The organism is Caulobacter sp. Root1455 (genome assembly GCF_001426905.1).
Taxonomy (GTDB): domain Bacteria; phylum Pseudomonadota; class Alphaproteobacteria; order Caulobacterales; family Caulobacteraceae; genus Caulobacter.
This window is the reverse complement of record NZ_LMFQ01000002.1, coordinates 124,218-136,025: the sequence shown is the minus strand read 5'-3', so window position 1 is coordinate 136,025 and position 11,808 is coordinate 124,218. Positions and strand designations below refer to the sequence as shown.

The 11,808-nt window shown below is 68.0% G+C and carries 17 protein-coding genes; 2 read left to right on the top strand and 15 right to left on the bottom strand.

Annotation, left to right across the window (positions count from 1 at the left end; translation table 11 throughout):
* Nucleotides 1-81: 81 nt before the first annotated feature.
* The 13 genes from ASD21_RS03120 to ASD21_RS03060 form a co-directional block, all read right to left on the bottom strand.
* Nucleotides 82-1,497, bottom strand: coding sequence for an outer membrane protein assembly factor BamB family protein (locus ASD21_RS03120; protein ID WP_442856940.1), 1,416 nt, complete (start codon nt 1,495-1,497; stop codon nt 82-84).
* A gap of 11 nt (nt 1,498-1,508) precedes the next feature.
* The gene (locus tag ASD21_RS03115) at nt 1,509-2,267 is read right to left on the bottom strand and encodes a tetratricopeptide repeat protein (protein WP_056436640.1); all 759 of its coding nucleotides are present in this window, start codon (nt 2,265-2,267) and stop codon (nt 1,509-1,511) included.
* Nucleotides 2,268-2,432: 165 nt separating this feature from the next.
* Entirely contained in the window at nt 2,433-3,260 is an 828-nt protein-coding gene (gene panB / locus ASD21_RS03110) for a 3-methyl-2-oxobutanoate hydroxymethyltransferase (RefSeq protein WP_056436816.1), read from the bottom strand.
* Nucleotides 3,261-3,354: 94 nt separating this feature from the next.
* Nucleotides 3,355-3,732, bottom strand: coding sequence for a hypothetical protein (locus ASD21_RS03105; RefSeq protein ID WP_056436637.1), 378 nt, complete (start codon nt 3,730-3,732; stop codon nt 3,355-3,357).
* Nucleotides 3,725-4,312 carry an RNA polymerase sigma factor gene (locus tag ASD21_RS03100; RefSeq protein ID WP_056436634.1) on the bottom strand — a complete coding sequence of 196 codons (588 nt, stop codon included), beginning with the start codon at nt 4,310-4,312 and terminating at the stop codon, nt 3,725-3,727. Before ASD21_RS03100 ends, ASD21_RS03105 begins: the two co-directional genes overlap by 8 nt.
* A 31-nt stretch (nt 4,313-4,343) precedes the next feature.
* Nucleotides 4,344-4,739: a DUF6249 domain-containing protein gene (locus ASD21_RS03095; protein ID WP_056436631.1), complete on the bottom strand. Its 396-nt coding sequence runs from the start codon at nt 4,737-4,739 to the stop codon at nt 4,344-4,346.
* A gap of 159 nt (nt 4,740-4,898) precedes the next feature.
* Entirely contained in the window at nt 4,899-5,198 is a 300-nt protein-coding gene (locus ASD21_RS03090; RefSeq protein ID WP_056436628.1) for a hypothetical protein, read from the bottom strand.
* Nucleotides 5,195-5,710, bottom strand: coding sequence for an RNA polymerase sigma factor (locus ASD21_RS03085; RefSeq protein WP_056436625.1), 516 nt, complete (start codon nt 5,708-5,710; stop codon nt 5,195-5,197). Before ASD21_RS03085 ends, ASD21_RS03090 begins: the two co-directional genes overlap by 4 nt.
* On the bottom strand, nt 5,710-6,123 hold the full coding sequence (locus ASD21_RS03080) for a hypothetical protein (RefSeq protein WP_056436622.1): 414 nt from the start codon (nt 6,121-6,123) through the stop codon (nt 5,710-5,712). The genes ASD21_RS03085 and ASD21_RS03080 overlap by 1 nt, the downstream gene beginning before the upstream one ends.
* 53 nt (nt 6,124-6,176) lie before the next feature.
* Entirely contained in the window at nt 6,177-6,365 is a 189-nt protein-coding gene (locus tag ASD21_RS03075) for a hypothetical protein (protein ID WP_056436619.1), read from the bottom strand.
* Between the two features lie 47 nt (nt 6,366-6,412).
* Nucleotides 6,413-7,072, bottom strand: coding sequence for an HAD hydrolase-like protein (locus ASD21_RS03070; RefSeq protein WP_056436616.1), 660 nt, complete (start codon nt 7,070-7,072; stop codon nt 6,413-6,415).
* Nucleotides 7,073-7,429, bottom strand: coding sequence for an ArsC family reductase (locus ASD21_RS03065; RefSeq protein WP_056436613.1), 357 nt, complete (start codon nt 7,427-7,429; stop codon nt 7,073-7,075). It lies immediately after the preceding gene.
* Between the two features lie 119 nt (nt 7,430-7,548).
* Complete coding sequence (locus ASD21_RS03060; RefSeq protein WP_056436609.1) at nt 7,549-7,992, bottom strand: MarR family winged helix-turn-helix transcriptional regulator; 444 nt, start codon at nt 7,990-7,992, stop codon at nt 7,549-7,551.
* Nucleotides 7,993-8,068: 76 nt separating this feature from the next.
* Here ASD21_RS03060 and ASD21_RS03055 point away from each other — a divergent pair, with 76 nt between their 5' ends.
* Together ASD21_RS03055 and ASD21_RS03050 are read left to right on the top strand one after the other, a co-directional pair.
* Complete coding sequence (locus ASD21_RS03055) at nt 8,069-8,809, top strand: DUF899 domain-containing protein (protein ID WP_056436606.1); 741 nt, start codon at nt 8,069-8,071, stop codon at nt 8,807-8,809.
* Between the two features lie 9 nt (nt 8,810-8,818).
* Complete coding sequence (locus ASD21_RS03050; RefSeq protein ID WP_056436603.1) at nt 8,819-9,052, top strand: hypothetical protein; 234 nt, start codon at nt 8,819-8,821, stop codon at nt 9,050-9,052.
* Between the two features lie 7 nt (nt 9,053-9,059).
* Here the strand turns inward: ASD21_RS03050 and ASD21_RS03045 are convergent, their stop codons facing one another.
* Both ASD21_RS03045 and uidA read right to left on the bottom strand, forming a co-directional pair.
* The gene (locus tag ASD21_RS03045; protein WP_056436600.1) at nt 9,060-9,818 is read right to left on the bottom strand and encodes a FadR/GntR family transcriptional regulator; all 759 of its coding nucleotides are present in this window, start codon (nt 9,816-9,818) and stop codon (nt 9,060-9,062) included.
* An 8-nt stretch (nt 9,819-9,826) separates the two neighbouring features.
* Nucleotides 9,827-11,770, bottom strand: a complete 1,944-nt coding sequence (uidA, locus tag ASD21_RS03040) for a beta-glucuronidase (RefSeq protein ID WP_056436597.1) — start codon at nt 11,768-11,770, stop codon at nt 9,827-9,829.
* Nucleotides 11,771-11,808 lie beyond the last annotated feature (38 nt).

Genomic DNA, 11,808 nt, shown 5'->3' with positions numbered 1-11,808 from the left:
AAAGCGACAAACCCGGACTGGTAAGGACCAGCCCGGGTTCGCGTTGCTTGGATTATAGGTCCGGGCGAGCCGGAGGAGCGCCTAGCGGATGGCGATCAGATCGGCCTCGTCGGTAGCCACATAGACCGTGTCGCCCATGGCGATCGGGCCCAGCAGGGTGCGCTGGCCGATCTTCAGGGTCTTCAGCGTCTCGCCGGTCTTGGGGTTCAACGCCACGGCCTGGCCTTCGCTCGACACGGTGATCAGGCGGTTCGACGCCAGGATCGGCGTGGACCAGACCACCGGGTGCTTGGCGCGCTTCTTCTTCTGCTTCTTGCTCAGATGCTCGGTGTTGTTCAGGTCGCGGATCCAATAGACCTGACCGGCCTCGCGCGACACGCAGATCACCTGGCCGGCCTTGTCGACCACGAAGACCACGTCGCCGGCCGCCCACGGACTGGTGATGGCGGTGACCGGCAGGCTCCAGCGGGCCTGGCCGGTGCGCAGGTCGGTGGCGGCGAAGACCCCCGAGTGGCTGACGGCGAAGACGTCGCCCTTGAAAATCACCGGACGACCGGCGATGTCGCGGATTTCCGACAGGGCGTTGGTGCGGCTGGCGCGGCTGAGAGCCTCGCTCCACAGGTCGTTGCCGTTGGCGGCGCGCAGGGCCACCAGCTCGCCCGAGGCGAAGCCGGCCACGACCGTGTCGCCGCTGACGGCGGGGCTGCTGGCCGCCAGGATGCGGGCAGGCTCGATCAGGGCCTGATAGGTCCAGCCCGGCGCGCCGTCGGCGGCGTTGAAGGTCAACAGCTCGTTGTCGGTGGAGATCACGAACACGCGGCCGTCGGCGACGGTGGGCGCGGCGTGAACCGGCGTGCTGGTCTGCTGGCGCCAGGTCTCGGCGCCGGTCGCGGCGTCGAGCTGGGCCACGAAACGGAAGCCCGACGCGACATACAGCTTGCCGTTGGCGTAGGCGACGCCGCCGCCAAAGCCGATGCGGTCGCCGGTGCTGCCGCCCAAGCCCATGAAGCCGTGCTTCTTGCCCGGGGCCTTGGCGGGACGCAGATCCTTGCGCCAGAGCGTGGAACCGCTGCGGGCGTCAATGGCGCTCACGGTGGCTTCGCCGTCCATCACGAAGATCTTGCCGTCGGCGGCCACGGGCGGCGCGGTGACGTGATACCGGCGGTTGGCCTTCTGGCCGAAGCCCTTGCGCCAGGCGATGTCGAAGTTGGCGGCGGCGGCCACGTGCTCGACCGACTGCTCGGCGTTGCCGCCCGGCAGAGGCCAGTCGGCCTGGACCGTCGGTTCGGGCAGGAAGAAGTCCACGCCCTTCAGCGCTTCGGCCTGCTCGACCTTCTGGTCGAAGGCGATGACCGAAATCCGCTGTCCCTGAGTGGCCAGGGTCTTGTTCTCTTCCTTCTTGTCGAAGGGATTGAGCTTGGAAACCGTCGAACAACCGGCCACCGACACCGCGGCGGTCATCATCGCGGTGAGAAGCAGATAGCGCTTAGTCGTCATGGGGCGGCGGCTCATTGGGCGGTGTTGGGGGCGACGTCGGCTTGCACGCCGGGGGGAAGCGCCAAGGCGGCGGGAGGCGGCAAGGCCATGGCGGCCTTGACCACGGCCGGCAGGTCCTTGGCGGAGCCTGAATCGATCATGGCCATGGCGCCCCGGGCCCGCTCGCGGATTTCATCCGAGGAGTTGTCGAGCGAGCTGGACAGCACGAGGAAATCGCCGCGCGCGCCGGCAAGATCGCCGGCCCGCAGCTTGGCGAAGGCCAGCGCTTCCTTCGCCTGCACGCGATAAGGACTCTTCTCGCCCATCAACGGGGTCAGCCTCGCCTCGACTTCCTTGTAAGGAGCCGTGTCGAGGAGCGCCAAGGCGGAATTGAGGCCGGCAAGGTCGGCGAGCACCGGATTGGACGAAAGCTTGGCCGCTTGATCAAAATAAGCCACCGCTTCGGCCGTTTTGTTCTGTTCCAGACGCACGCCGCCCATCTGCATCAGGGCCAGGGCCTTGTAGGTGGGGGAGCCGGTCTTGGAGATCGCCTCGAACGCGGGGAACGCCGCGACCGGGCCCGCCTTCTGGCCGGTGGTCAGGGCCGCCTGATAGGCTTCAGTGGCCTTGTCGGTCTGCTTCTGCTGGTAGGTTGTCCAGCCCATCCAGCCGCCCGCGCCCAGAATCGCCACCGCGGCCAGCGCGCCCACCCAGGGCAGCGACTTCAGCGCGAGGGACTTGTAGCGGTCGGAGCGCAGCTGCTCTTCGACCTCGTCAAACACATCGACCACGAACGAGGCTCCGGTAAGGGCGAAACAACGCCCTGGGGCGTCGACACCGGCTTGCGCCAGGACCGACACGCGAATTGAAAACCATGGTGAGCGAACACACCGAGGCGGCGAACCTATAGCGTGTCTGGGCCAGCCGCAACGGGGCGGAACCGGTGCGCGAGTGCGCTAGCCCTTCTTCGCGTAGTAGGTCTCGGCCTCGCCGGGGAAGGTGCGCGCCTTGACGTCCCGCGCGTAGTCGGCGGCGGCCCGCTCGATCTCGCCCTTCAGATCGGCGTAGCGGCGCACGAACTTCGGAGTCCAGTCGAACAGGCCCAGCATGTCGTCGACCACCAGCACCTGGCCGTCGCAGCCGGCCGAGGCGCCGATGCCGATCGTCGGGACCGAGATGGCGGCGGTCACTTCGCGGGCGAGACCCTCGGCCACGCCCTCGACCACCACGGCGAAGGCCCCGGCCTCGGCGGTGGCGCGGGCTTCCTCCAGCACCTTCTGCCGGCCGGCCTCGTCCTTGCCCTTGGCCTTGAAACCGCCGTCGACCAGCACCGCCTGCGGCCGCAGACCGATGTGGCCCATCACCGGAATGCCGCGCTGCACGAGATAGGCGATGGTGGCGGGTACGGTGGGGCCGCTCTCCACCTTCACGGCCTGGCAGCCGGTTTCCTTCATGATCCGCACGGCGTTGGCGTAGGCCTCTTCCGGCGCGCCTTCGTAAGAACCGAACGGCATGTCGACCACGACCATGGCCTTGCGCGAGCCGCGCATCACCGCCTGGCCGTGCAGGATCATCATCTCCATCGTCACGCCCACGGTGTTGGGCAGGCCGTGCACGACCATGCCCAGCGAGTCGCCGACCAGCAGCAGGTCGCACGACTCGTCCAGCGCGGCGGCGATCGGCGTGGTGTAGGCCGTCAGGCAGACAAGGGGTTCGCCGCCCTTGCGCGCGGCGATGTCGGGGGCCGCCAGGCGACGGACCTTTTCTTCACGATGGGCGGACAGGGCGAGCACTCCAGCGAAAAACGCGTGCCGTTTTCCGCCAGATTGTTCGGCGCCGCAACATGATCATTGAAAACGTGATCCAGACCGCCTCGCGTTAGACCTCGTCCATCAGCCGGGTGACGGCGAAGGCCAGGGCCAGTCCGGCCAGGGCGACCGCCAGCCACACGGTTTCCGAACCGCCCAGAACGAACAGCTGGTCGTAGCGATGGGTCAGCTTGTCCAGGCCCAGATCCAGCTGTTGCGCGCCTTCCTGGGACATCTGCGAGAACTCGGTGGAGAAGCGCGCGCCGACCAGCTGAGCGGCGGCCGCCACCCCGGCCACGACGCCGGTGGCGCCGATCAGCACGCGACGCAGCGCCCAGCCCCGATCCAGCTTGTCGGTCACCTGCTGCGCGAACAGTTCGGCGTCGCGGAACACCGGAGCCTGGCCGTAGAGCCGCGAGAGTTGGGTTTCGAAATCCAGGTCAGCCACGGTGCTCTCTCCTCGCGGAGTCGTTCGGTGCGCTTTCGGACGGCGGGGCCATCCGGGCTCTGAGTTTATCCAGACCACGTTTGACATGGGATTTGACCGTCCCCAGCGGAATGTTCAAGACCTCGGCCGCCTCGGCGTGCGACCAATCGGCCCCGTAGCAAAGCGAAACGCACAGGCGCTCGGCCTTGGACAGAGACTTGAGCGCTTCGTCCAGATCGAGGCGATCGGCGCGCGCGGCGGAACCGTCCGATCCGATCGGGGCCTCGTCCTCGGGGGCCTCGGCCAGCACGAAACGCGCCTCCCGCTTGACCTTCCTCAGATAGAGCCGCGCGGCGATCTTCTTGATCCAGCCCGCGAAGGCCCCCTCCCCGCGATAGTCGGCGATCTGCTCGTAGCCGACCAGGAACGCGTCCTGGGCGACGTCGTCGGCCGTGGCCGGATCGGCCCCCAGCCGGCGCAGCAGGCCCCGCACGGCCGAGCCGTGACGGCGCACCAGCTCGCCGAAGGCCCGCCGGTCGCCGGCCGCCGCCAGGGCGGCCAGCTCGACGTCGTGGCCCGTGGGTGGGCGTTCAGTGCCCATAAGCTTGGTCCCCTCTTCCCCGTATCCGCGCTCAGTCTTGCGGCGGACGCTTGTTGGGGTTGAAGAAGCTGAGGATGACGAAGGCCAAGCCAATCATGCCAGGAATGGCCGCACCGCTCAGGGTGCCGTACATGGCGTTGTCGTTGATCTGACCCAGAGCGACACCCGTCAGGGCAACGCCGCCAGCGACAAACAACAGAATGACGCCGATCCGCATGTCACGATGCGACGAAGACACCATCTTCGGACGGACATCCTTGGACAGGGCCTCGACCAATTCGGGAGGCAGCGGCTGCCCCTTCTCGATGGCGGCCCGAACAGTCGCCTGCATTTCTCGACGATCGCGCGTCCGCAACCACGCCGGCACGATCACGATCGCCGCGACCATCAGAAACGGCGCCAGCGGGATCAAAAATTCAAAGTCCATGATTTAGTCCCCTCGAATGTTTGGCGGCGGCGTCTCGCCCTCGCCTTCTGTAGATAAGAGACCTGGGCCAGGGCGATTGGAGGCGCCGGGTCGGATGAAACTTTCGTAAGGCTAGCGCCCTCTCGAAAAACTCAAACGATTCCCTTCAGAGCCTCGTGGCTAGCGACGGCCCAAGACCTGTCCGCCGAACACGCTGGCGGCCGCCGCCAAGGTCAGAATCCCCGCCGCCGGCAGCAGGACGGGCGCCAGCGCCTGGACCGCCACGTTCAGCACCGGGGCGCAGGCCCACAGCACCGCGCCGGCCGCCAGGGCCGTCACGGCCGCGGAGGCCAGCTTCACCCGCAGTTCCCGCCGCGCCACGGCTTGCATCACCTCGGCGACGAACATCGCGTCCACGGTCGGCCGCGCTGGAGCGGCGTCCTCGGTCAGGAAAGCGGCCAAACGATCGTCGGGGCTCATGACGCGTCTCCCAATACAGCCAGCAGTCTCTCACGTCCTCGGTTCACATGCGACTTCACCGTGCCCAGGGGCAGGTTCAACGTCTCGGCCGCCTCGCCGTGCGACCAGCCTTGGCCCAGGCACAGGGTGACGCAGGCCCGCTGATCCGGCGGCAGGTCGGCCAGCGCCGCCTCCAGCGCCATGCGGTCGGCCGGATCGGCCTGGCGCGGCGCGTCCTGGGCCCGGTCTTCGCGCCAGGCCTGGTCGCGACGGGCGGCGCGGCGGGCGGATCGGCTGCTATCCAGCGCCTTGCGCCAGGCGATGCCAAACAGCCAGGCGCGAAACCCCTCGTCGTCGCGCAGTCGATCCAGGCTCGCCCAGGCCGCCAGGAAGGCCTCCTGGGCGATGTCGTCGGCGTCGCCGAAGCCGCTCTTGCGCAGGAACCCGCGCAAGGATCGCTCGTGCGCCGCCACCAGCCGGGCGAAGGCGGATTGCGATCCGCCCCGCGCGGCCTGGACCAGCGGCGCATCCATCAGTCCCTCGGCGCCCGATCGACCAGGATCGAGACGATCGAGGCCAGGCTCAGCGCGGCCATCACGAAGGCGACGATGGTGAAGCCCTCGCCCGCGCCATAGAGGTCGGTGGCCGCGCCGTAGGCGAAGCCCGCGCCCAGGGTCGCGAACAGCACCACCTGGTACCAGGTGCGCTGACGGTGGCGGCGATAGCGATGACGCGGTCGCTCGTCGAACTCATCGCCGTCGTTCCACCGTTTGTTGAGCTTGGCCAGCAACTCGGGAGGGGGCTCGCGCCCGGACTGGGCGTAGGACTTGATCAGGTCCAGCGTGTCGCGATTGGCCTTGTACGAAAGCCAGCTCTGGTAGCCGCCGAACACGAACCAGCTGAGCGGAAAGATCAGCCACCAGTAGGATCGAAAGAGGTCTTCCATGGTCTTGGTCTCCGAGGGCGCGCCACGAAATGTCAGGGGCCGCGCCGCGAATGTCAGTGGGTGCAGCCGGCGTTCAGCTTGGCCACCAGTTCAGGCGGCGGCTCGCGGCCGGTCTGGGCATAGGACTTGAGGACATCCAGCGCGTCGCGGCGCGCCTGATAGCGCAGCCAGCCCTGAAAGGCGCCGAACACGATCCAGCTCAGCGGGACGATCAACCACCAGTGGGAAGAAACGTCTTCCATCGTTCTCATCTCCAGATCGCCGCGACCCTTCGCGCCGTTTCTGAAGACTAGTCGGCGCCGACCCCGTGATTGGATGCGGCGACCCGGGAAATAATTTCGTCCATGGCCGCGAACATCATGGTCGGGCCGTGATCGGCCAGGGCGCGGCGGGTGGCGTAGCCCCATTCGACGGCCCCGCAGGCCAGGCCCGCCTCGCGCGCCGCCTCGATGTCGCGGGTCTCGTCGCCGATGCACAGCACGCGGTCCTTGGGAATTCGCGCGGCCTTGACCACGGACCGGAACTTGGCCGCCTTGCCGAAGATCGCCGCGCCGCAGCCGTAGTGGTCGACCAGCCCGGCCAGCTCCGCGCCCAGGATCGAGCGGATGGTCACTTCGGAATTGGAGCTGACGATCGCCAGCCGCAGCCCCGCCGCCGACAGGCCGCGCAGCAGGTCGCCGGTGCCCGAGAACAGCGGAATCGCGTGGGCGTCGGCGGCCATCATCTTCTTGCCGTGGGCGGCGACCAGCGGAACCTTCCACAGGGGCAGGCCCAGATAGGCGATGATCTCGCGGCTGGTGCGGCCGCGCAGCATGGCGATCTCGTCCTCGGTGACCGCCTTGAACTTGAAGCGCTCGGCCAGCGGACGCACGGCGCGGATGGCCCAGGCCGTGCTGTCGGCCAGCGTGCCGTCGAAGTCGAAGATGACCAGATCGATCTGGGCGTCCATTCAGCCCCCCGAACCCATGGCGCGACCATACACGTCAGGCTTGAATCCGACCAGCAGTTGATCGCCCGTTGCAAGAACCGGCCGTTTGATCATCGACGGGTTGGCCAGCATCAGGTCGATGGCCTTGGCCTGATCGATCCCCTGCTTGTCGGCGTCGGGCAGCTTGCGGAAGGTCGTTCCGGCCTTGTTGAGCAGGGTTTCCCAGCCCACGGCCTTGCTCCAGGCCTCCAGGCGCGAACGATCGACGCCGACGGCCTTGTAGTCGTGGAACGCGTAGGCGATCCCGTGACCGTCCAGCCAGTCCCGCGCCCTCTTCATCGTGTCGCAGGCCTTGATGCCGTAGATCGTGGTCGTCACGCTTGATTGCTCCGTGCGCGTCAGATTCTCGAGTCTGACAGACTAGGGATCGCGCGCCATCGGGCAAAACGGAAAAAGGCCGGGGCGAACGCCCCAGCGGCGCTGAAGACGACGGGCGATCAGGCCAGGGCCAGCAGGCCCGCGCGCAGGGCGTCGCCGCCGGCGGGCAGATCCGCCTCGACGTCCGCGTGGGTCCGCGTCCACACCGGCAGGGCCCGGGCCAGCAGCGCCATGCCGGCCGGGGTGAGGGCCAAGCGTCGGCTGCGACGGTCATCGGGATCGACGCTGACCGTCAGCAGACCGCGGCGCTCCAGAGGCTTGAGATTGGCGGTCAGGGTGGTGCGGTCCATGGCCAGCAGGCCGGCCACCGAACCGATGGTCGGCGGCTCCGGCCGGTTCAGCGACATCAGCAGCGAGAACTGGCCGCTGGTGATCCCGAACTCGCGCAGGGCCTCGTCGAAACGCCGCGCCAGCGCCCGCGCCGCGCGCTGGGCGTGCAGGCACAGGCAGGTGTCCTTCACATGAAGGGTGGCGGCGTAGGGAACTTGCAGCGGCTTTGACACGGTTCGATTATGTTGATATCAACGCTATTTGTCAAGGCCACGCGGCTGAGCGGGCTCACGATTGAGGAGAAGGACGATGGCGAACCCCAAGGTCGCGTCGCGTGAGGAATGGCTGGAAGCGCGCAAGGCGCTGCTGATCCACGAAAAGGAAGAAACCCGGTTGCGCGATCGCAACGCCGCTGAACGCCTGGCCCTGCCCTGGGTCAAGGTCGACAAGGCCTACGGGTTCGACACGTCGAGCGGACGCAAGACCCTGGCCGAACTGTTCGACGGCCGCAGCCAGCTGGTGATCTACCACTTCATGCTGCCGCCCGAATGGGAGGCCGGCTGCCCGGGCTGCTCGTTCCTGGCCGACCACCTCGACGGAACCCTGCCCCACCTGAACCATCACGACGTGACCCTGATCGCCGTGTCACGCGCGCCGCTGGACAAGATCGCCGCCTACAAGGCCCGGATGGGCTGGAAATTCCCGTGGGTCTCGTCGTTCGGCGGCGAATTCAACTACGACTTCGGCGTGTCGTTCACGCCTGACGCCATCGCGGCCGGCGCAACCTACAATTTCGAGCCCGCCGGCGAGGACGCCAACGAGCTACCGGGCATGAGCGCATTCTACAAGGACGAGGCCGGCCAGGTGTTCCACACCTATTCCAGCTATGGCCGCGGCGGCGAGGAACTGATCGGGACCTACATGATCCTCGACCGCGCGCCCTTGGGCCGCAACGAGTCCGGCAACATGGGCGACTGGATGCGCCGCCATGACGAATACGAGGACGCCGCGCCCGCCAAGGCCTGCCACGCCGAAGCCGTTCCGGCCTAGGTCCTCGCCATGCTGTGCTGCGCGCTGGGACTGCTGGCCCTTCTGACCGGAGCCTCGGCGCGCGGCCTGCGGGCCTTGCTGGGCGCCTGGCCGGTGGCGATCATCGCCGGCGGCGCGGCCACGGCCCTGGCCGTCCTGGTCCCGCATCATCTGGACCACTACCGCCAGCGCGCCCAGGCCCATGACCGCACGGTGCTGGCCGAGATCGTCGCAGCGCCGCTGTGTTCGGGTCGGCCCTCCTAGAGCGGGCCTAGACGTCGGCGCGGCGCGCCACCTCGCTGCGGCGCGCCTGGATCCGGGCCCTGGCGTCCTGAAGGGCGTCGGCCTCGGCCACGGCCATCAGGTTCTCGATCACCCGGCCCAGATGCTCGCGCATCGCCCCGCGAGCGGCGGTGGGGTCGCGGGCCTTCAGAGCGTCCAGGATCTCCTGGTGGTCATTGACCAGCGGCTGGGCCCTCATCCGCCCCGCCCGCTCCAGAAGGTCGCGACGGGTCGGCTGGTAGCGCAGGTCCCACAGGTTCTCGACCATGGCCACCAGCACGCCGTTGCGGCTGGCCTTGGCGATGGCGACGTGGAAGCGCCGGTCGGCCAGGTCGGCCAGCGCCCCGAAATCGTGCTCCTCGGCCATGTCGTGCAGGATGACCGTCAGCTCGTCGAGCTGCGCGTCCGTCATCACCGCCGCGGCCAGGGCGCAGGCGTCGCCCTCGACCAGCCGCCGGGCCTCGACCAGCTCGAAGGCGCTGACCTCCAATTGCGGCGCCGAGACCTCGGGGCGCGGGGCGTCGGTGACATAGACCCCTGCCCCGTGCCGCGCCTGGACCAGGCCGCGCGCCTCCAGGATGATCATCGCCTCGCGGATGGTCGGGCGGCTGACCCGATGGTCGTCGGCCAGGTCCCGCTCGGACGGCAGACGCTCGCCCGTCGCCCAGCGCCCGTCGCGGATCGAGGCCGCGATCAGGTTGGCGATCTGCTGGCGCAGCTTTCTCGAGTCGGCGGCGGGCTCGGTCACGGGGCGGTTCAAACCTTGGCGGGCGTGCTCCACAGCGCGCGGGTGCGGTGGGCGACCAGCTTGGGCTTCCGCTCGCGGGTGAAGAAGCCCTTATGGTTCAGCGCCCCGACCCGCATGATGCTCTGCGAGGTGCGGAAATCGGCGAAGGCCCACGGATGGGTGCCGAAGATGAACGGGTAGTCGGCCAGCACCCGGATATACATCTCGACCATGTCGGCCTGGTATTCCTCGGTCCACATCTCCGGCGGATGGGCGTGCATGCCGGCCACGGCGTCGGCCCCGAACTCCGTGAACATGATCGGCTTGTTCGGATGGCTAGCGCGCAACTTGGCCACGTCGCTTTTCAGCGCCTCCTCGGCCAGGTCCAACTGGCCCGACAGCGAATACCAGCCCTGGTAGGAGTTGACGCAGACCACGTCGCCCAGGGCCTGCCAGTCCGTCGAACCGCCCTGGACGCTGACGATGGTCACCGGCCGGGTGCTGTCCAACTGACGGGTCAGATCGAACAGCGGCGAGAAGAACTTCAGACCGGTCTCGTTGCCGCCGGGCGGCTCGGGATCGGTGGTGTGGAAGGGCTTCACCAGGGGCTCGTTGGCCAGGGACCACATGATCACGCAGGGGTGGTTCTTGTCGCGCCGGACCAGGTCGGTGATGTCCTGGCGGAGCTGCCTGGAGCGGGCTTCCTGGATCTCGGGCGGATCGGCGAACACCAGGCTGACAGCCGGGGTTTCGTCGATGACCAGCAGGCCGTGCTCGTCGGCCAGCATCATCGCTTCGTCGCTATACGGATAGTGCGAGGTGCGGAAACTGTTGCCGCCGATCCATTTCAGCAGCTGGAAATCGCGGATGATCGAGGGCACGTCCAGGCCGCGGCCGTGGATCGGGAAGTCCTCGTGCTTGCCGAAGCCGCGCAGGAACACCGGCTTGCCGTTCAGCAGCAGCTTGTCTCCCTTGGCCTCGATGGTGCGCACGCCGATCTTCAGGGCGTATTCGTCGGGCGCCGCGCCGTTCTCCAGGCGGATGGTCAGGGTGTAGAGGTGCGGGTCATCCGGGCTCCAGAGCCTCGGATTCTTCAGCGACACCACCGTCGAACCCTTGCCGCCGGTCAGGATCGCCGAGCCCTTCTGCTCGGCCCTGTCGTCCGAGATCGCCACGCTGGCCTTGCCCGACCAGGCCGCGCTGGCCTCCAGTTCGATCGACACCTTGCCGTCGAGACTGGTCTTCACCGTCACGTCCTTCAGGTGGACGTCGGGGGTGGCGTGCAGCAGCACCGGGCGGTGGATGCCGGCATAGGGGAAGAAGTCGTAAGCGGTCTGCGGGAAGTGGACGGTGTGCATGTGCCAGCGCGTCCGGTCGGGCGTCGAGGGCACACGGTCCAGCTGGATCTTGTTCTCGACCAGTACGGTCAGCACGTTGTCGCCGTCGATCGACACCGTGTCGGTGATGTCGAAAGCGAACGGCAGGTGGCCGCCGACATGACCGCCCAGCGGCTTGCCGTTCAGCCAGACCTTGGCGGTGTAGTTCACCGAGCCGAAGCGCAGGTGGATCCGTTGGCCGGCCCAGCCCTTGTCGACGCGGAAGTCGGTCTCGTACCAGGCCGAGCCCACATAGTTGCGCACGTCGTCGAAGATGTCGTTCCAGCTGGCCGGAACCGGGATCAGGCGGAAGTCCTTGAGCCCCGTCTGCCAGCCCTCGGCCTCGCCGACGTCCTTGGGGTCGGCGCGGAAGCGCCAGGTCGCGGCCAGGCTCTTGGTCGAGCGCGTGACGCTCTCGTGCGGATAGAGAATGCTGGGAACGCCGCTGGCGGGACGCGGCTGGGAGGCCCGCGCCTGGGCCTGACTCGCGCCGGCCGCCACGCCCGCCAGCACCATGCCGCCGGTCACGCCGACCGCGCCTCGGCGGGTGACCAGACCGCGCCGGGTCTCGCCGTCGTTCCGCGAATTGTCCGCCATCCGTACGCCCTCGCCTGTTTGAACCGTCTTTTGAACTT